The sequence below is a fragment of the Paenibacillus catalpae genome (genome assembly GCF_900112695.1).
Classification (GTDB): Bacteria; Bacillota; Bacilli; order Paenibacillales; family Paenibacillaceae; genus Pristimantibacillus; species Pristimantibacillus catalpae.
This window is the reverse complement of record NZ_FOMT01000006.1, coordinates 293,466-312,322: the sequence shown is the minus strand read 5'-3', so window position 1 is coordinate 312,322 and position 18,857 is coordinate 293,466. Positions and strand designations below refer to the sequence as shown.

Sequence of the window (18,857 nt, the reverse complement as noted above, 5' to 3'; positions counted from 1 at the left end):
ATATTGTGATCGTTTCCAGCTATTTCATACCCGTTCAAAGAGAAAAAGCACCCGGCTGATGAAAGCCGAGTGCTTATCGATTTACCCCATATGAAGCCCTTCCAGTACCGCTTCCGGTTTCTCTGCCGATGCGCTTTCGCCGGAGGTTTTCTTGCCTCTGCGGAGAAGCAAGCCTAACACAGCACCGGTTATAGCCACAAACAGCATTATGCCAAACGTATAATCGAAGGCATCTACCGCAAGCGCGAGAAGCTGCTGCATCTGTTCCGGATCAGCCTGCGCTGCATTACCCGAGGTTTGGCTGGCCAGCACTTCCGGCGGAACATTCGCTTCCGTCATCAGCTTTGCAATCCGTTTCGTCAGAATGGTCACAAGCAGGGCTACCGCAAGGGAGCTGATAACCTGCTGCATCGCACTGGTAAGTGAAGTGACCCGGCTGACCAGCTCGCGAGGCGTCTTATTAATCAGATGAGAATTAAGCGGCATCATCATCAGTCCCATACCCGAGCCTGCCATGATGAGCGGCAGCAGCAGATCTTCCCTGCCGGTATGAATATCGAGATTCGAATACTGGAAGATCGCGCCCGATACAAGGCTGAGCCCGATGACGACCAGCCAACGGACTCCGATCCGGTCGAACAAATAGCCGCCGATCGGCATCATGCAGGCCGAAGCCAGTGCTTGCGGGAATAAGGTAAGTCCGGTATCGAAGGCACCGTATCCGCGGCCCTGCTGCAGAAACTGCGGCAAGAGGAAAATCGCGCCAAACAGCGAGAATTGAACAATCCACTGCACGACGATGCCAAACGAGAAGTCAACCGAGCGGAACACCCGAAGATCCAGCAGCGGATGCTTCGCGCGCAGCTCTACGAAGATAAAGATGATAAGCGCGACGCCGCCAACGATCAGACCGCCTAACGTCTTATCCGATGTCCAGCTCTCTGCTCCCTGGTTGACGCCATAGGACAAAGCGGCAAAGGCGAGCGGCCCCAGAATCATGCCCGGTATATCAAATCCGGCAAGCTTCTTGGTCGACAGCTTTGGCAGGCTCCACAGCCCGAACAATACGCTGATAATCCCAACCGGCAGATTGATCAGGAAGATCCAGCGCCAGGAATGGTACTCCACCAGCCATCCGGAGAGGATTGGGCCAATTGCCGGAGCGAGCAGGATCGGCACGCCAAGCAGGCCCATAACCTGCCCGACCTTATTAGGCGGGCTCAGCCGGTAGACATAAGCCATCGCAACCGGAAGCACAAAGCCGCCGCCGAGCCCTTGAATAACGCGGAACGTAATAAGCGTCTGCGGGTCATTCGGCAGGGCACATAGAAGCGAACCAAGCGTGAAGAGAACAACCGAGGTCAGAAAGACCGTCTTGGCGCCGAACCGGTCGGACAGCCAGCCTGCAAGCGGGATAACAGCGGCCTGCGCAAGCATATAGCCCGTCACTGTCCACTGCAGGGTAGGAAGCTGCGTATGGAAATCCTCTACGAGCTTCGATAAGGCAACGTTCATGGCCGTTGTATCGAGAATAACCATAAAACAGCCGAGAATAATCGCAACAAGCGGAAGCAGAATGCTTTTCAGACTGAATTCCTGCTCCTGCGGGTTATCATTTAACCGTTGTTCCATCTGATTGACCTCCTACATGGAATACACTCGAATACACCATTACGCCAAGGGATGTGGGGAACAACGGCTGTCAAGTAATGGTTCTCGCTCTCCCATGTTACTGAGCAACCCGGGCATAAGTCAATCGAAATTTTGGTAAAAAATAGATAATCCGTGTTCGGCCTTTACCTGCTATTTCATCAGCCTCCGGATGATCGCAAGGCCGCCTTTCGCCGAGGGATACCGGAACGCAAAATCAAATTTGGTCGTTTGCTTCAATACGCTCTTCATATGGGAGAAGGTCTTGAAGCTGTACTCGCCATGATAAGCCCCGGTCCCGCTCTCGCCTACCCCGCCAAACGGCAGATAAGGTGTCGCCAAATGCATAAGGGTATCGTTAATGCAACCGCCGCCAAACGGTACCGCCTCTATCACCCGCTTCTGAATAGCCGGATTCTCGCTGAACAAGTAAAGGGCAAGAGGCTTCGGCCGCTCATTAATCCGATCAATCGCTTCCTGCAGCTCATCGTAGACAAGTACAGGCAGGATTGGACCAAAGATCTCCTCCTGCATGACCGGCATGCTCCAATCGACCTTGGTGAGAACCGTTGGCTCCATTTGATTCGACAGCTCATCGGCACGGCCGCCCATTACAATCTCTCCATCCTTAAGGAATCCGGCAAGCCGGCTGAAATGCCGCTCCGAGATGATTCTGCCGTAATCCGGATGGGCAAGCGGCTCCGCACCGTAAAACTTCGCAACCGCCTTGCGAAGCTGCTCAATAAACTCATCTTGTACGCTGTGGTGCACAAGCACGTAGTCGGGAGCAATGCAGGTCTGTCCCGCATTGATGAACTTGCCGAAGGCAAGGCGTTTCGCGGCCAGCTTGAGATTGGCGTCATGATGAACAATAGCCGGACTTTTGCCGCCAAGCTCCAAAGTAACGGGCGTCAGATGCTTGGCCGCTGCGGCCATCACCTGCTTGCCGACATTTACACTGCCGGTGAAAAAGATTTTATCAAACGGAAGATCGAGCAGCTCTCTGCTGACCTCCACGCCGCCTTCCATGACAGCGACGTACGAAGGATCGAAGGTATCCTGAATGAGCGAGGATAACACTTCAGATACCGCCGGCGACAGCTCCGATGGCTTCAGCACAGCCGTGTTCCCCGCTGCAATCGCGCCAACAAGCGGGGCCGCCGCCAGCTGGAACGGATAGTTCCATGGAGCGATAATAAGCGCGGTTCCGAGCGGTTCGGGCACAATATACCCTTTGCTGAAGGTATGGGTTAGCGCCGTCTTGACTTTGGCGGGCTTCATCCACCGCTTCAGACGCTTCTGCACAAACGAGATTTCCTTCAGGACAAGCCCAATCTCGAGCATAAAGGATTCCTGCTCGCTTCGGTTCAGATCTTCCCGAAGCGCCTGCATGATGGCGTCCTCCCGCTCCACAATAGCCTGACGCAGCTTAGCCAGCTGCGCCAGGCGAAATTCGAGGCTTCTGGTCGCGCCGGTTCGGTAATAAACCTGCTGTTTCTCGAGCAATAATGATCCGTTCATTGTATCTCCCGCCTTTTCGATTATGTCTATGTATTTCTCCCTAGTAAGAGTAAAAATCTGTGCTATAGTTGGACAAAAGGAGCGATGTTGATTGAATAAAATGCTGCCTACACTCATCCTGATTATGGGCGTGCTTTACATTTTTATCATTCCTGCTGAACCGCATGCCGTCAAGCTAATTTTCAAAGCTATCCCGATGATCCTTGTCATCGCCTATGCTTGCTTGCAGTCTGCAGGGAATAGTAAGCGGTTTCAACGCATTCTGCTTACAGGTCTTGTTTTCTGCGTCATCGGAGACGTTACCCTCGACAATTTTATCGTGGGGCTGTCCGCCTTCTTGATCGGACATCTATTTTATTTGAGCGGATTCTTCAGCCAGTGGACCTTTTCCGCATGGCGGCTCGTTACCGTTATTCCTATTGGGGCCTATGCCGTCTATATGGGCTACGAGCTGCTGGAGGCACTTACGAAGTCGGGAGACGGAGGCCTGAAAGTTCCGGTGCTCATCTATGTAACGGCGATATCCCTGATGGGCTGGTCGGCCATCATGTCCGGCAACGCCTGGGCGATTGCGGGTGCCTTGCTGTTCATGGCATCCGACTCCATTCTCGCCTGGAACAAGTTCATCTCGGAGGTCGCCTACTCCGACGTGCTCATTATGACCACCTATTACGCCGCTCAGTTCTGCATCGCGGCCTGCATCGGCCATCCCTCGCGCATCGCTCGCAATAAGCGAAAACGGCGGCGCCGTCTAACGGAGGAGCAGCAGCATGAGCTTCGCGGGTGAGAATATAAGCCACGTATAGCGAAACCAATACTCTCTTCTAGTTGAAAAAGCCATGATCCCGTGATCATGGCTTTTGTTCATCTTCATCCCGCTTTTTCCTTGTTCATCTGCTTGCTTCGCAGCTGGCCGCAAGCCGCGTCGATATCGGCGCCATGCTCGAGGCGGACGCTGACGCTGACGCCCTGCTTTTTGAGCGTATCGTAGAAGCCTTTGATCGAATCATTCTCGCTTCGCTGATATTGGCTATGCTCGTCAACCGGATTATAAGGAATCAAATTCACGTTCACGAGCGAACGGCGGCGGTCGCCCACCAGCTCGGCAAGCTCTAGGGCATGCTCACGCTGGTCGTTAACATCCTTCAGCAGAATATATTCCAGCGTAATCCGGCGGTTCGTCCGCTCCAGGTAATAGTCGATAGCATCCATCAGCTTCTCGATCGGGATCGCGCGGTTGATCTTCATAATGCGGGTCCGCAGCTCATTATTGGGTGCATGCAGCGAGACAGCGAGGTTAACCCCCTGATCCTTGTCGGCAAATTCCCTGATTTTGTCCGCAAGGCCGCTCGTTGATACGGTAATATGACGCGGTCCAATCGCCAGCCCTTTATGATCCTTCACGGTTGTCAGGAAGTCGTTGAGATGAATGAAGTTATCAAACGGTTCACCGATGCCCATCACGACAATATGGCTGACCTTCTCGCCTTGACCCGCTTCATCAAGATGAAGCTGAATCTTCATAATCTGCTCCGTAATCTCGCCGCTGGTCAGATCCCGGCTCTTCTTAAGCAGACCGCTTGCGCAGAAGCTGCAACCGATGTTGCACCCAACCTGCGTCGTTACGCAGACGGATAAGCCGAACTTATGCCGCATCATGACCGTCTCGATCAAGTTGCCGTCATCAAGCTTCAGCAGCAGCTTAACCGTGCCGTCCTTCGAAACCTGCTTCGTATGCTCAGCCAGCGTCTGGATGGCGAAGTTCTCCTCCAGCAGCTTCACGCAGTCCGCATGAAGGTCCGCCATATCGGCAAAGCTCGTAACCCGTTTCCGGTATAAAAAATCCCACACCAGCGCCGCGCGGGATTTTTTATGTCCGCGCTCGCCCAGCCAGGCAATTAATTGATCTAAAGTAAATCCATAAATGGATGGTGTACTCATCGTTTATCCTCTTTTCAAAACAGTTACTTGTATTGTCCCAAAATTGGCGGTCGAAAACAAGGGGAGATTGCCGCCAATTACGGGAGGACGCTGCAGCGTCGATCCGATAAGACCTCCGCAGGGTCTTATTGCTATTCTCTTATCCTCCGTTTATCGCTTCATCCGCCACGTTAAGATCCTTTAGGGACCTTATACTCGCCGTTTGACCGTCCATTGCACTAATTAGAGTCCCTAAGGGACCTTAACCTCTCTACTTAAAGGAATGTCTCATGCCTGGTTTTGATGAAAAATGCTGGAAACCCCATTTTCTTCCTTCCGGATTCTTTTTCTAATCCAAATTTCAGTGTGCATTTATCGCAATTAAGAGATACAGAGACCAAGAAAGAGCATTGTAGAGTTCGTTCAAAATGTAAACGCTCTAACCCCTTTCTTTGTCACAATAAGGCAATATGCCGCCTTCATGCTTCATTTACTTTCACTCTAGTCAGGCGTAATATACGACTCAGCAATTGAAATGCATGCTTTATTCGCTGAGTTTCCGTAATGGGAAACGGGGGAACCAAACGATAAGCGGGAGCGGCATCGGTGTGAGAGCCGATGTGTCTTGCTGCTTGTCAGGGGTGAATCCGGGTCCGGCTGCTCGCAGCCGGACCCGGTAGGGCGACTCTCACCGTCCGAATCCGTCAGCTAACCTCGTAAGCGAAGAGGATGTCAGCCTACAGCAAGCTATAAGCTGCGGAGGCATTCTCCAGGTAGAGAGGATGATGTGTTCTTGTGACCTTTAAGGGCCGCGGGGGACTTTCCTCTGCGGTCTTTTTCTATTGTATTCGCAATGTCTTTATCGCTTAATCCCCTTAACCGGGGAACGGGGGAACCAATCGGACGGCCCGGCAGCAACTGCCGCATGTCCACGGGGTGAATCGCCGCAGCAGCCTGAACAGGCCGCCATGGCGTAGGGCGACTCTTACGCCCGAATCCGTCAGCTAACCTCGTAAGCGTATCAAGAGAGGCAACGATGATCGTGAATGTAGGCACGGTTTATTTTCTGCTGCGCCTATCAGCCGCGTGAAGAGTCCCTCTTCCGCGGTTTTTTGTCGTTGGTTCCTCTAACGAAAAGAGGAGAGAGTTTCATGGACGATTATATACTCGTCTCTGCACCCAACGTGCAGGGTGAGGACTTTATTAAACAGCTGCAGCGCCGGCATATTCCATTTGCGGCAATCGTGAATAATAAGACGGAGTATGAGCGAATGCTAGTGTTACATGTAAATACAATTATTGTCATCAATACGAACGATGAAGCCACATGGCGCGTGCCGGAGCTTCCGATTGGACGGATCTTTTTGTTCGAGAGAAGCTTGAACCTCTGCTGCCGTTATATTCAGATCTGCCGCAGCTGGACGTCGAAATCGATCTGCGTCATTACAGACAGCACGAATCCGAGGCTGATCTATAAGGGAATGGGCGCGAACTATGTGATCCATTCCGGCAGCGGAGAGACTTCTTTTCTGATATCAAACGACTTCATGACAGAGAGCCAAAACCGGTAAGGACTATTAATTCAGGAGGTTTCGGTGTTATGCAGGATATCTATATGGTGCTGCTTTTGGCAGCTGTGTTTGTACTCTTCGCCGGATTTATGCATTGGTGCGACCGCTCCATTCAAGAGGAGGAGAAACGATGATTGTTACGCTGGGTCTTGCCCTGTTCGTCTTTCTCTATTTGGTTTACGCCCTTATTAATCCGGAAAAATTCTAATCCCTTACTCGATCGCGGGAGGTCAAAATGGATATTTTACAGTTTCTTATCGTGATTGGCGTGCTTGTTCTGCTCGTAAAACCGCTTGGCTCGTACGTGTATCACGTATACTCGAATGAGCCGAACCGGACAGACCGGATATTCGGCTGGGCTGATCGAATCATCTACAGGGTGATCGGCTTGAAAAACCGGTCCGGCATGACCTGGAAAAAGTACGCCTTAAGCTTTCTCCTGACCAATATCGTTCTGGTTGCCCTCAGCTACTTGATCTTGCGCCTTCAGGGCGGGCTTCCGGGCAATCCGAATAACATCGGCGGCATGGAACAGACCTTGTCCTTCAATACCGTCATCAGCTTTATCACGAACACGAATCTGCAGCACTACAGCGGGGAGACCGGGCTGTCCTACTTCTCGCAAATGGCCGTCATTATGATGATGATGTTCACGTCAGCGGCTACCGGATTTTCGGTCGCTATTGCCTTCATTCGCGGCTTGACGAGCAAAGGAACAACCATCGGCAACTTCTTCGAGGACTTTGTGAAGTCGCATACCCGGATTTTCCTGCCGCTGGCCGTGCTGGTTACGCTGGTGCTGGTCGCGCTGAATGTGCCGCAGACGTTTGATCCGAACATTACCGCAACAACGCTTGAAGGGGCAACGCAAAGCATCGCCATCGGTCCGGTTGCTTCCCTTGAATCCATTAAACATTTGGGCACCAACGGCGGCGGTTTCTTTGGGGTGAACTCGGCGCATCCATTCGAGAATCCAAATCCGCTTACCAATGTGATTGAGATTTTGTCAATGTGGGCGCTGCCCGCTGCATTGCCGTATGCGTATGGCCGTTTTGCAAAAAACCGGAAGCAAGGCTGGGTTGTATTTTCCGCGATGATGACCTTATTCCTTGTCTTTCTCGCAACCGTCTATACGGCGGAGCTTAATGGCAATCCCGCTCTGAACAACCTTGGCGTTGATGCTTCGCAAGGCAGCATGGAGGGCAAAGAGGTACGCTTTGGCATCGCACAGTCCGCGCTGTTCACGGCCGTTACAACGGCTGCGACAACCGGTACGGTGAACAACATGCATGATACGCTGACGCCGATCGGCGGCTTAGTCCCTCTCGCGGAAATGATGCTGAATGTCGTGTTTGGCGGCAAGGGTGTTGGCCTCGTCAACATGCTGATGTACGCCATACTTGGTGTATTTATCGCCGGACTTATGGTTGGACGCACGCCGGAGTTTCTTGGACGGAAGATTGAGCCGCGCGAGATGAGGCTCATCGCGATCGCCATACTTGCGCATCCCTTTATTATCTTGGTGCCGACGGCCATTGCTTTCCTTACCGACCTGGGTCAAGGCGCCATTACGAACCCGGGCTTCCATGGCATTTCGCAGGTGCTGTATGAATACACCTCATCGGCAGCGAATAACGGCTCCGGCTTTGAGGGATTGGCCGATAATACGCCTTTCTGGAATATAACGACCGGGCTGGTCATGCTGTTTGGCCGATACATCTCGATGATTGCCATGCTTGCCGTAGCCGGTTCGCTGGTCCGTAAGCAGCCTGTACCGGAGACATCGGGTACATTCCGGACGGATAACGTGCTGTTTACAGGGATACTTGTAGGAACCGTATTAATTATTGGAGCGCTGACGTTCCTGCCTGCCGTTGTCCTTGGACCAATCGCAGAGCATCTGACGCTTCGCTAACGGAACGGATAAGGATGAGGTGAATAAAAGGTGACTACGAAACGTAAATCGATGCTGGACTCCGCCATTATAGGCCGGGCGGTGAAGGACAGCTTTATCAAATTAAATCCGCTGATGATGATGAAAAATCCCGTTATGTTTGTTGTTGAGGTCGGCACGCTGGTTGTATTGCTTATGACCGTAATACCTGGATACTTCGGAACAGAAGACCGGGTAGGCTTTAATCTGACGGTATTCCTCATTCTGCTGTTCACCGTGCTCTTCGCGAATTTCGCGGAAGCACTGGCCGAAGGACGCGGCAAAGCGCAGGCCGATTCGCTTAAAAAAAGCAAGCAGGATATTACCGCGAACAAAATCGTCGGGGGCGGCGTGAAGCAAGTCGTATCTACCGAGCTTCGCAAAGGCGATATCGTTGTTGTCTCGCAAGGCGAAATGATCCCGGGTGACGGCGAAGTCATTGAAGGATTGGCATCCGTTGATGAATCCGCGATTACGGGTGAATCGGCGCCGGTTATTAAGGAAGCAGGCGGCGACTTCAGCTCCGTTACAGGCGGTACCCGTGTCGTCAGCGACCAGATCAAGGTTCGCATTATGAGCGATCCCGGCGAATCGTTTATCGATCGCATGATCTCGCTTGTTGAGGGTGCCAAGCGGCAAAAGACGCCAAACGAGCTGGCCCTGAACACCCTGCTTACAAGCTTGACGCTTATCTTCCTGATCGTCGTCGTTACCCTTGCTCCTATCGCCAAATATGTCGGCGTAGAGCTGGATGTGCCCGTGCTTATCGCCCTGCTCGTCTGTCTGATCCCAACAACGATTGGCGGTTTGCTGTCTGCTATCGGGATCGCGGGCATGGACCGCGTAACGCAGTTTAACGTTCTGGCCATGTCGGGGAAAGCCGTTGAAGCAGCCGGAGATATTAATACGATGATTCTGGACAAGACAGGCACGATCACGTACGGGAACCGGATGGCCAGCGAATTCCTTCCTGTTAAGGGCGCGACCGTTCAAGAGCTTGGCGAATGGGCGGCGCTCAGCTCTGCCAAAGACGAGACGCCGGAAGGACGTTCCGTGCTTGAGCTGATGAAAACGAAACAGCTGTCCTATCCTGCCGAGCTGGTTGAGAATGCTTCATTTATTCCCTTTACGGCAGAAACACGCATGAGCGGCACCGATTTGCCGGATGGAAGAAAAGTTCGCAAAGGCGCCGTTGATGCCGTCAAGAAATGGGTCTTGTCTCAAAACGGCTCGGTCCCTGCCGATCTCGACTCCACCGGCGAAAGCGTTGCTGTGCTGGGCGGCACACCGCTTGCCGTATCTGTTGATAACCGGATCCTGGGTATTATTTATTTGAAAGACACGGTTAAGCCGGGCATGCAGGAAAGGTTCGCGGAGCTGCGCCGGATGGGCATTAAGACCATTATGTGTACAGGCGATAATCCTCTGACGGCAGCAACCATTGCCCGCGAAGCAGGGGTTGATGACTTTGTGGCGGAGAGCCGCCCTGAGGACAAAATCGCATTGATCAAGAGAGAACAAGCTGCGGGCAGCCTTGTTGCCATGACGGGCGACGGCACGAATGACGCCCCTGCTCTTGCCCAGGCCGATGTCGGGCTTGCGATGAACAGCGGTACGATCGCAGCGAAGGAAGCTGCAAATATGATCGACCTGGATTCCGACCCGTCCAAGATTATCGAGGTTGTCGCCATCGGCAAGCAGCTGCTGATGACTCGCGGAGCCTTAACAACGTTCAGTATTGCGAACGATATCGCCAAATATTTTGCCATTATCCCTGCCATGTTCATGCTAGCGATCCCGCAGATGGACGCCCTGAACATCATGAAGCTGGGCTCGCCCTCATCGGCGATCCTCTCGGCGCTTATCTTCAACGCCGTTATTATTCCGCTTCTGATCCCGCTTGCGATGCGCGGGGTTGCTTATAAGCCGATGAGCGCATCCAAGCTGTTAAGCAAGAACCTGCTGATATACGGTCTTGGCGGCGTCCTTGCACCGTTCGTTGGTATCAAACTGCTCGATCTCATTGTGCATATCTGGATCTAAACCGGTTGACCTATCGAAAGGAAGGGATCTTATGAATCAATCCGCTTCATCATCCGCATCGGGCGGCGGCTCAATCCTGATGATTGCGATCAGGGCGAGCATCGCGTTTATTCTATTGTGCGGCATTATTTATCCGCTGGTGTCTACGGGGCTAGCTCAGCTGCTCTTCCCCCATCAGGCGAATGGCAGCTTGATCAAAAATGCGGAAGGCCAGATTGTCGGCTCTTCCCTTATCGGGCAAAGCTTCACCGATCCGGCGTATTTCCAAGGCCGTGTATCCAGCATTGATTACAAAGCGGAGGCGTCCGGCTCGAACAACTATGCGCCCTCCAATCCGGATATGCTGAAACGCACGCAGGACTCGATTGCCGCCTGGCAGGCCGCTAATCCGGATGTTCCAATCAGCCAGCTTCCTATTGCTCTGATTACCAACTCCGGCTCCGGCCTGGATCCGCATATCACGCCGGACTCGGCGAAGGTTCAAATCCCTCGGATCAGCAAGCTGACCGGTCTGCCGGCCGATACTTTGGAGCAGCTTGTCCATAAGCATACCGAAGGACGCGATCTTGGGGTATTCGGCGAGCCGCGCGTCAACGTACTGGAGTTAAATATCGAGCTGAGCCAGCTTAGAAAATAAAGCAGAACGCCCCGCTTGCACATGCAGGCGGGGCATTCATACGCTATGCGGAAAGGAGGAATAATCGGTCATGGACAACGGTTATCGGCGAAAGTCGCCCGAAGAGCTCCTGCAGGCTATAACAAAGCTCCATCATGGAAAGCTCAAAATTTATATAGGCGCCGTAAGCGGGACCGGCAAAACCTATCATATGCTGCGCGATGGCCGGCAGCTTAAGAAACAAGGCATTGATGTCGTCGCCTGTGCCGTCTCGACGATGCAAAGACCCGAAACGATGGAACAGCTTACCGAGATCGAACGAATTCCCAGTATCCATTGGCTTAAGGAAGGAATCGAATATAAGGATCTTGATTTGCGGGCCATAAAAGCGCGCAATCCCGAAGTTCTGCTTGTAGACAGGCTTGCCCATCGCAATCGTCCCGAGGCAGATTATCCTTCCCGGCTTGATGATATCAAGCATCTGCTGGAATGCGGCATCAGCGTCATGACGACCATCAATGTGTATGAACTGGATGGTGTATGTGATCTTGCTTTTCAGTTAACGGGTATTGAAGCCGAGCATACCGTACCGGACGATATTCTGGAGTTTGCCGATGAAGTGCGTCTTATAGACGTTACGCCGGAGACCCTTCTGACGCGGTTAAACGAAGGACATTTACGCAATGCCAAGTCTCCCCACCTGCTGCGCAGAGACAATCTTGGCAAGCTGCGCGAGCTCGCTCTGCGCCTGATGGCCGAGGATGTTAACGAATCGCTCGAGCATCACCGGAGGAATCAGGGTCTTATTGGCCCATCCGGTGCATCCGAACGGGTTCTTGTCACCGTCCAATATCACTGGAACGGCTCTATCCATATCCGGCGCGGCCAGCAAGTGGCGAAACGACTGAACGGCGAGCTGCTTGTCGTCTCGTTTGTACGGGATAACGATGCCTTATCGAAAGAAGCGGCTGCCTTTAAGCGTTCTATCGTGAAGCTCACCCAGAAGATCGGAGCAGACTTTGAGGAGCTCGCTGTGCCTCGCCTCCATCGGCGTCTGTTGTCCCAGCATATCACCGAGTATGCTATGTCTCATGGCGTCACCCGCATTGTTCTGGGCCACTCCAAGCATACCTGGCTGCAGGAGCTGCTTCATGGCTCCATTGCTAATGGCATCTTGCGTCTTGCCAAGCCCATTGACCTGTTCTTTGTCGCGGATCGGACTGATCTGGAAGGCGAACGCATTTTGCCCGCCAGGCATCACGCGGAGTCCCAATCTACTTATAAAAGGCTAAGCCCTGACGAGAAAAAACAAACGACCGAGCGAATGAAGCGCGGCACCTTCAAAGTATACATTGGGGCGGCGCCCGGAGTAGGCAAAACGTACACCATGCTGCGAGAGGGCAACGTCCTCCTTCGCAAAGGTATTGATGTCGTCATCGGCCTCCTTGAAACACATGGCCGAAAGGATACGATCGACCAGGTAGGAGATCTGACCTCCATTCCCAAAGCAAAGATTGCCTATAAAGACACGCTGCTGGAGGAAATGGATGTCCCCGCCATTATTGAACGATTCCCTGAAGTCGTCCTTATTGATGAGCTTGCCCATTCGAATGTACCCGGCAGCTTGAACAAGAAGAGATACGAGGATGTCCGTTCCATTCTTGAGGCGGGTATTTCGGTTATTTCCACCGTCAATGTCCAGCATCTCGAAAGCTTGAATGACGCTGTCGAGCAAATTACCGGCGTGCGGGTCAGAGAGACGGTTCCGGACAGCATGCTTCGCCTTGCCGATGAAGTAGAGCTTATCGATGTATCGCCCAGAGCCTTGCAGGAGCGTATGCGCGAAGGAAAAATCTATGCAATGGGCAAGGTTGAGCAGGCGCTTGGCGCTTTCTTTCAGCTTGGCAATCTGATTGCGCTGCGCGAGCTGGCCTTGCGGGAAATTGCCGATGACGTGGATGAACGGCTGGAATCCTGGGAGCGGACCGACACGCTGCGCGGACCTTGGCGGAGACAGGAGGTCATATTCGTAGCCATAACCGACCTTTCGCAAGCGGATCGGCTTATCCGCAGAGGCTTCCGCATCGCCTTCCGGCTGAAAGCACAGTGGCATGTCATGGCTGTGCATAGCGGCAAGGATGCAGCTATAGAACGCCGCATGAAGGAACTCCTTCAATTAACGGAGCAACTGGGAGGATCGTTTGTAGTGAAACAGATGAAGCACAATCAGTATCTTCCGGCTTTTCTGCTTACGCATGCCAATGCACTTAAGAGCACGCAGTTCATCATTGGTCAGGAGAAACAAAGCTGGCTTGCGAGAATATTCCGGCCATCCATCGTGAAGAGAATATTGCAAAGCGGCCGGAACATGGATGTAATGGCTGTCAGCTGCCTTCCTTCGCAAGAGCAATAATATCTTTCGGATCAAGGATAGAACGCTCATATTGGGTATAAGAGGTTTGAATCATGGCGAGGCCAACCTGCCGCAGTGTAATGAGGTGGTTCGGGAAAATCGGCCGCAGGACCGGAAACAGCCATGTCAATGCTCGAGCCCACTTCGGAATTCTAACCTGACCCTTCGTCGGTTGCATAAAACCCGGTCGGAACATAAAAGCACGGCGGAACGGCAGATCAAGCAGATGGTTCTCCGTTCTGCCCTTCACTCTCGCCCACATGACGCGTCCCTTCTCCGTGCTGTCCGTCCCTCCTCCGGTCACATAACAGAACACCATATCCGGGTTGAGACTGGAGAGAAGACGGGCAACATGCATGGTCAAGTCATAAGTGACGCGGGTATAATCTGCTTCCGCCATGCCAATCGAAGATACGCCAAGACAGAAATAGCAGGCATTATATCCTTTTAGCTCATCTTGAATCGGGGTTAAATCATAAAAATCCTTATGTATGATTTCCTTCAGCTTCGGATGCGTGACGCCGCTAGGCCGGCGGGTAATGATCAGCACCTGTTCAACATCCGGGTGTAGCAGGCATTCCATCAGGACGCCCTCCCCCACCATGCCTGTCGCTCCGGTAATAATCGCTTTAATTTTCTCTTTCTTTGAACGGACTCCCATACTCGCATCTCTCCCTTATTAAAAGGCACTACAGTCATTATGGCATAGGCTTCCAGACACTCTCAACTGCGCCCGCCGGCAACAAAAAAGGACGAAGCAGCTGATTGTCTGCTTCGTCCTTCTTCTATTATTAAACCATCATTTGTTTCACAAGCTCACGGTTTCGTTCCTTGAATACTTCATTATGGGATGAGACCATTCCGTATTTATTAGCGTCAGGTTGAATGTAGGACTTCGCTCTGTTCACTGCATTGGCGGCATCCTGGAAAGCACCCGCAATGAGGTGAAGCTTGCCTTCATGCATGAGAATATCGCCTGCTGCATAAAGCCCCGGAACGGACGATTCTCCGCTCGGACTGCCTTTTACATACCAATCCTCTACCATCTCAATATTAAGCTTGCTGTTCTTAAGCAGAGAGGAGTCCATTTCATACCCGTGATTAATAACAACTTCATCAATAGCCAGCTGCGATACTGTACCTGTCTTACTGTTGGTAAGCTCAACGTGTTCAACAACCTCATCGCCGGAGCTCGCAAGCAGCTTCGTAATTTCGGTATGGAACAAGCACTCGACTTTCGAGCTGTTCATAAGTAGCGTTACATTCGCTTCGTGCCCGGACAAGGCCTCTTTGCGGTATGTAATGTAGATCTTCTTCGCGAATGGCAGCAGCTCCATCGCCCAGTCGACTGCTGTGTTGCCCCCGCCAGAGATGATCACGTTCTTATCCTTAAATCTCTTCAAGGATTTCACTGTATAATGAAGGTTTGTCACTTCAAACTTCTCCGCGCCCTCAATTGCGATCTTCTTCGGATTCAGAATGCCGCCGCCAACTGCGATGATGACCGTCTTCGAATAATGGATACGTCCCGAGGAACCTTGCAGCTCGAAAATATGATCAGCGCTGCGCGTAATCGATTCAATCTTCTCATTCAAGACGACTTCCGGATCGAAGGTCAGTCCTTGCTTAACGATCTGCTCTATTAACTGCGCTCCCGGAGTGGGAGTTAAACCGCCGATGTCCCAAATCATTTTCTCCGGATATACATGCACCTTGCCGCCCAAGAACGGCTGGAATTCAATCAGCTTTGTTTTCATTTCTCTAAGTCCGCTATAGAAAGTCGAGTATAGTCCCGCAGGACCTCCCCCAATGACGGTGACATCAAACAATTCTTCTTGCAGCATGAACATCCTCCTCGGAAACCCACTAGCTTTAGTTAGCACTGATTATCATTATCAATAGTATACGGCCTTTGAGAACATTTTTCAATAAGCGGTTGACAATCCGCCCAAATCACTATAATTTAGTAAATGGCACTAGGTAATGATAATCATTATCAATATCTGCTGGATTATTTATATTATCTTCATCATTTATGTATTCCACTAATTTAATTATAAGGAGATTAAACACCCATGAAAAAAACTCTCGTCTCCCTCATGATGCTCCTCGTCATAATTCTGAGCGCATGCGGAAACAACAACTCGGGCAATAACGCCGGAGCAGAGAACACGGCCGCAGCAAACAATGCAGGGGCAGCCAATGCTTCGCCATCTGCAGACACAGCTGCTGAAGCAACCGGAACCATCACGTTCCAATCAGAAAGCGGTCCTATGGAAGTACCTGCTAATCCGCAGCGTATTGTTGATCTTTCTTCTTATACGGGCAGCTTGATCTCCCTGGGCATTACTCCCATTGGCGTCACCTCCTGGGCGAAAGACAATCCTAACTTCGCTGAGCAGCTGAAGGATGTAACCGAAGTATCCGAAGAAGATATTGAGAAAATTCTCGAGCTGGAGCCGGATCTGATCATTGGCACAGAAACAACAAAGAATGTGGATAAACTGAAGGAAATCGCTCCAACCGTTATTTTCACTTACAATAAAGTCGATTACCTGCAGCAGCATATCGAGGTCGGCAAAGCCGTTAACAAGGAAAAAGAAGCAACGGCTTGGGTGGAAGACTTCAAAGCACGTGCTACACAAATCGGCAAAGATATTAAAGCGAAAATCGGTGAAAACTCCACGGTTACGGTCATTGAGAACTACGACAAGGAGCTGTACGTATTCGGCAATGCCTGGGGCCGCGGCACCGAAATTCTGTATCAGGCAATGGGCCTGAAGATGCCGGAAAAAGTAAAAGAAATGGCAATGAAAGACGGCTGGTATGCATTATCGCTGGAGGTGCTTCCCGAATTCGCTGGCGACTACATCGTCTTCAGCCAAAGCAAAGATACAGCAAGTGCCATTACAGAAACGGAGACTTACAAGAACATCCCGGCTGTCAAAAACAATCATGTGATTACGGCGGATGCTCAAGGCTTCTACTTCAATGACGCGTATACGCTGGATTATCAGCTGAACTTCTTTAAAGAGCAGTTCCTGGGTAAGTAAGCCGATGGTGACAAAGGAAACGAAACGCCCCATCCCATTTGCTGTCAAACTGTGTGTAGGGATCGTGCTCTTTATCGCAATCTTCTTCATGGCCATGGTGTTCGGCGCTGCCGACACCACGGTCCATGAAACATGGCTCGCGCTGACGTCACCTCAAGATACAAGTGAGAAGGTGACGCTTTTGCGCGAAATCAGGCTGCCGCGCGAGCTCGCGGCAATCTTTGTTGGCGCGGCACTAGCCGTATCCGGCGCCATTATGCAAGGCGTGACCCGGAACGCGCTGGCAGATCCGGGGCTTCTCGGCTTATCTGCCGGAGCAAATGCCGCCCTTGCAGTATCGGTTGCGTTATTCCCTGGCATTAATTACTTCGGCATTATGATCGCATGCTTTATCGGCGCTGCCTTTGGTTCGATTCTCGTTATCGGAATTGGCGCAGCCAAACGAGGCGGCTTCTCCCCTATTCGCATCGTATTGGCGGGAGCGGCTGTTTCTACGTTTTTATTTGCCGTTGCGGAAGGCATAGGCCTTACTTTCAAAGTATCAAAAGACGTCAACATGTGGACATCCGGCGGTCTGATCGGTACGTCCTGGGGACAGCTTCAAGCGATTGTTCCGGTTATCGTCGTTGGCATTCTTATTGCGATCGCGATGTCGAAGCAGTTGACCGTACTTAGCCTAAGTGAAGATGTAGCGACAAGCCTTGGGCAGAAGACCGGTCTTATCAAAGGAATCCTGTTCACCGTTACCATATTGCTCGCTGGCGCTTCCGTTGCGCTGGTCGGCAATCTGGCTTTCCTTGGCCTGATGATCCCGCATATGGTTCGCGCTATTGTAGGGCAGGACTATCGTTATTCCATTCCGATGTCGGCGATAGTTGGCGCTTCCTTCATGCTGCTCGCGGATTTGATCGGCCGGACGATCAATGCGCCTTATGAAACGCCGGTAGCGGCGATTATCGCGGTTGTGGGTCTGCCCTTCTTCCTCATTATCGTTAGAAGAGGAGGCAAAGCACTGAAATGATGTTATCTCACTTGGTTCGAAAACAACGCATTATCCTTGTCATCCTGCTGCTGCTTATTATCGCAACCATCATTACTAGCCTTAGCCTTGGTTATTCCACCTTGACCTTTAAAAGGTTAATACCCGTTCTGTTTGGCGACGGTTCGAAAAAAGAAAACTTCATCCTGTTCGACATACGGATGCCGCGCGTCATCATTACCTTGCTGGCCGGCATGGCGCTTGCCTTATCCGGTTCCATCCTGCAGGGCGTATCCCGCAATGATCTCGCGGATCCCGGCATTATCGGCATCAACTCTGGCGCAGGCGTTGCCATTACGATCTTCTTCCTGTTCTTCCCGACGGAAGCTGGCCCATTTGTCTACGCCCTGCCGGTTGTCGCCTTTATCGGGGCCCTGGCAACCGCTTGCCTTATTGTTCTATTCTCCTGGAAGCGGCATGCCGGCATCCAGCCGGTCAGCATGGTGCTGACGGGCATCGGCTTCCAGATGGCTCTGAGCGGCGTTATGATCGTGCTGATTTCCTCGGCTGACCGCGAGAAGGTTGATTTTATCGCCAAATGGATCGCCGGCGGCATTTGGGGAACGGACTGGGTGTTTATCCATGCCTTGTGGCCATGGCTCGCCGTCTTCATTCCGTTTACGCTGTACAAGGCGAACCGCCTCAACATCCTTTCCTTGAACGAGCATGTGGCGGTTGGCGTCGGTATTTCCCTGACGAAGGAGCGTGTAGTGCTGCTCTTCTCGGCGGTTGCTCTAGCCGCAACCGCCGTGTCCGTCACAGGCGGGATTGCCTTCATCGGGCTGCTCGCTCCGCATATTGCGAAAGCCTTGGTTGGCCCGCGTAACCAATTGTTTATCCCGATCTCCATCCTGTTTGGCGGGTGGCTGCTCGTGCTTGCCGATACCATCGGCCGTCAGATCGACATTGCCGGCGGCTTGCCGGCCGGGATCGTCGTATCCCTTATCGGAGCGCCGTACTTCCTGTTCCTGCTGCTGAAAAAATAACCTTAATAAGCCCCGAAGCAGACATTCTGCTTCGGGGCTTGCTTCGTTAGCGGCGGAATTTCATCAATAAAGCCAATTCGATCATCACTTTTACAAGAAAAAGGCTCCCCTT

The 18,857-nt window shown here is 52.0% G+C and carries 15 protein-coding genes and 2 riboswitches; of the genes, 10 read left to right on the top strand and 5 right to left on the bottom strand.

The genetic code is table 11. The features are described from left to right. Window positions 1-81 precede the first annotated feature (81 nt). Window positions 82-1,632, bottom strand: coding sequence for an MDR family MFS transporter (locus BM200_RS26000; RefSeq protein ID WP_091189691.1), 1,551 nt, complete (start codon window positions 1,630-1,632; stop codon window positions 82-84). 171 nt (window positions 1,633-1,803) lie between these two features. Continuing rightward, on the bottom strand, window positions 1,804-3,171 hold the full coding sequence (locus BM200_RS25995) for an aldehyde dehydrogenase (protein ID WP_091189689.1): 1,368 nt from the start codon (window positions 3,169-3,171) through the stop codon (window positions 1,804-1,806). A gap of 100 nt (window positions 3,172-3,271) precedes the next feature. Between BM200_RS25995 and BM200_RS25990 the strand changes: the two genes are divergently transcribed. Next, the gene (locus BM200_RS25990) at window positions 3,272-3,958 is read left to right on the top strand and encodes a lysoplasmalogenase (RefSeq protein WP_245773171.1); all 687 of its coding nucleotides are present in this window, start codon (window positions 3,272-3,274) and stop codon (window positions 3,956-3,958) included. 83 nt (window positions 3,959-4,041) lie between these two features. Here BM200_RS25990 and rlmN read toward each other — a convergent pair whose 3' ends face one another. Then, on the bottom strand, window positions 4,042-5,112 hold the full coding sequence (gene rlmN, locus BM200_RS25985) for a dual-specificity RNA methyltransferase RlmN (RefSeq protein WP_091189686.1): 1,071 nt from the start codon (window positions 5,110-5,112) through the stop codon (window positions 4,042-4,044). A gap of 518 nt (window positions 5,113-5,630) precedes the next feature. Then, window positions 5,631-5,828, top strand: a riboswitch (cyclic di-AMP (ydaO/yuaA leader). A 116-nt stretch (window positions 5,829-5,944) separates the two neighbouring features. After that, a riboswitch (cyclic di-AMP (ydaO/yuaA leader) is annotated at window positions 5,945-6,126 on the top strand. A gap of 116 nt (window positions 6,127-6,242) precedes the next feature. Here rlmN and BM200_RS25980 point away from each other — a divergent pair. The 6 genes from BM200_RS25980 (at window position 6,243) to BM200_RS25955 (ending at window position 13,667) form a co-directional block, all read left to right on the top strand. After that, window positions 6,243-6,662, top strand: coding sequence for a hypothetical protein (locus BM200_RS25980; RefSeq protein WP_091189684.1), 420 nt, complete (start codon window positions 6,243-6,245; stop codon window positions 6,660-6,662). A gap of 130 nt (window positions 6,663-6,792) precedes the next feature. Continuing rightward, window positions 6,793-6,870: a K(+)-transporting ATPase subunit F gene (gene kdpF / locus BM200_RS30845; protein WP_425434628.1), complete on the top strand. Its 78-nt coding sequence runs from the start codon at window positions 6,793-6,795 to the stop codon at window positions 6,868-6,870. Window positions 6,871-6,897: 27 nt separating this feature from the next. Then, the gene (kdpA, locus tag BM200_RS25970; protein WP_091189681.1) at window positions 6,898-8,577 is read left to right on the top strand and encodes a potassium-transporting ATPase subunit KdpA; all 1,680 of its coding nucleotides are present in this window, start codon (window positions 6,898-6,900) and stop codon (window positions 8,575-8,577) included. A 30-nt stretch (window positions 8,578-8,607) separates the two neighbouring features. Further along, window positions 8,608-10,638: a potassium-transporting ATPase subunit KdpB gene (gene kdpB, locus BM200_RS25965; RefSeq protein ID WP_281248437.1), complete on the top strand. Its 2,031-nt coding sequence runs from the start codon at window positions 8,608-8,610 to the stop codon at window positions 10,636-10,638. Between the two features lie 31 nt (window positions 10,639-10,669). Beyond that, a complete protein-coding gene (kdpC, locus tag BM200_RS25960; RefSeq protein ID WP_091189680.1) occupies window positions 10,670-11,275 on the top strand; it encodes a potassium-transporting ATPase subunit KdpC in 606 nt (201 codons plus the stop codon). Between the two features lie 70 nt (window positions 11,276-11,345). Next, the gene (locus BM200_RS25955) at window positions 11,346-13,667 is read left to right on the top strand and encodes a histidine kinase (RefSeq protein ID WP_091189678.1); all 2,322 of its coding nucleotides are present in this window, start codon (window positions 11,346-11,348) and stop codon (window positions 13,665-13,667) included. Here BM200_RS25955 and BM200_RS25950 read toward each other — a convergent pair. Both BM200_RS25950 and BM200_RS25945 read right to left on the bottom strand, forming a co-directional pair. Continuing rightward, on the bottom strand, window positions 13,639-14,328 hold the full coding sequence (locus tag BM200_RS25950) for an NAD-dependent epimerase/dehydratase family protein (RefSeq protein WP_091189677.1): 690 nt from the start codon (window positions 14,326-14,328) through the stop codon (window positions 13,639-13,641). The two genes, BM200_RS25955 and BM200_RS25950, sit on opposite strands and share 29 nt — an antisense overlap. A gap of 130 nt (window positions 14,329-14,458) precedes the next feature. Then, window positions 14,459-15,511 (bottom strand): NAD(P)/FAD-dependent oxidoreductase, encoded by a 1,053-nt coding sequence (locus BM200_RS25945; protein ID WP_091189675.1) that lies wholly within the window; start codon window positions 15,509-15,511, stop codon window positions 14,459-14,461. Window positions 15,512-15,742: 231 nt separating this feature from the next. On the opposite strand from BM200_RS25945, the gene BM200_RS25940 reads away from it, so the two are divergent. The 3 genes from BM200_RS25940 to BM200_RS25930 are packed head-to-tail and all read left to right on the top strand — an operon-like array spanning window position 15,743 to window position 18,745. Further along, window positions 15,743-16,720, top strand: coding sequence for an iron-hydroxamate ABC transporter substrate-binding protein (locus BM200_RS25940; RefSeq protein ID WP_091189674.1), 978 nt, complete (start codon window positions 15,743-15,745; stop codon window positions 16,718-16,720). Between the two features lie 4 nt (window positions 16,721-16,724). Continuing rightward, window positions 16,725-17,741: a FecCD family ABC transporter permease gene (locus BM200_RS25935; RefSeq protein WP_425434623.1), complete on the top strand. Its 1,017-nt coding sequence runs from the start codon at window positions 16,725-16,727 to the stop codon at window positions 17,739-17,741. Then, window positions 17,738-18,745 carry a FecCD family ABC transporter permease gene (locus BM200_RS25930; RefSeq protein WP_091189672.1) on the top strand — a complete coding sequence of 336 codons (1,008 nt, stop codon included), beginning with the start codon at window positions 17,738-17,740 and terminating at the stop codon, window positions 18,743-18,745. The genes BM200_RS25935 and BM200_RS25930 overlap by 4 nt, the downstream gene beginning before the upstream one ends. Window positions 18,746-18,857: the final 112 nt, after the last annotated feature.

What these genes read in the sequence shown, in the direction of transcription:
- kdpC (WP_091189680.1), top strand. Translation starts at nt 10,670, where the DNA reads ATGAATCAATCCGCTTCATCATCCGCATCGGGCGGCGGCTCAATCCTG.
- BM200_RS25955 (WP_091189678.1), top strand. Translation starts at nt 11,346, where the DNA reads ATGGACAACGGTTATCGGCGAAAGTCGCCCGAAGAGCTCCTGCAGGCT.
- BM200_RS25995 (WP_091189689.1), bottom strand. Translation starts at nt 3,171, where the DNA reads ATGAACGGATCATTATTGCTCGAGAAACAGCAGGTTTATTACCGAACC.
- rlmN (WP_091189686.1), bottom strand. Translation starts at nt 5,112, where the DNA reads ATGAGTACACCATCCATTTATGGATTTACTTTAGATCAATTAATTGCC.
- BM200_RS25945 (WP_091189675.1), bottom strand. Translation starts at nt 15,511, where the DNA reads ATGCTGCAAGAAGAATTGTTTGATGTCACCGTCATTGGGGGAGGTCCT.
- BM200_RS25980 (WP_091189684.1), top strand. Translation starts at nt 6,243, where the DNA reads ATGGACGATTATATACTCGTCTCTGCACCCAACGTGCAGGGTGAGGAC.
- BM200_RS25930 (WP_091189672.1), top strand. Translation starts at nt 17,738, where the DNA reads ATGATGTTATCTCACTTGGTTCGAAAACAACGCATTATCCTTGTCATC.
- BM200_RS25990 (WP_245773171.1), top strand. Translation starts at nt 3,272, where the DNA reads ATGCTGCCTACACTCATCCTGATTATGGGCGTGCTTTACATTTTTATC.
- BM200_RS25950 (WP_091189677.1), bottom strand. Translation starts at nt 14,328, where the DNA reads ATGGGAGTCCGTTCAAAGAAAGAGAAAATTAAAGCGATTATTACCGGA.
- BM200_RS26000 (WP_091189691.1), bottom strand. Translation starts at nt 1,632, where the DNA reads ATGGAACAACGGTTAAATGATAACCCGCAGGAGCAGGAATTCAGTCTG.
- BM200_RS25935 (WP_425434623.1), top strand. Translation starts at nt 16,725, where the DNA reads ATGGTGACAAAGGAAACGAAACGCCCCATCCCATTTGCTGTCAAACTG.
- kdpA (WP_091189681.1), top strand. Translation starts at nt 6,898, where the DNA reads ATGGATATTTTACAGTTTCTTATCGTGATTGGCGTGCTTGTTCTGCTC.
- kdpF (WP_425434628.1), top strand. Translation starts at nt 6,793, where the DNA reads ATGATTGTTACGCTGGGTCTTGCCCTGTTCGTCTTTCTCTATTTGGTT.
- BM200_RS25940 (WP_091189674.1), top strand. Translation starts at nt 15,743, where the DNA reads ATGAAAAAAACTCTCGTCTCCCTCATGATGCTCCTCGTCATAATTCTG.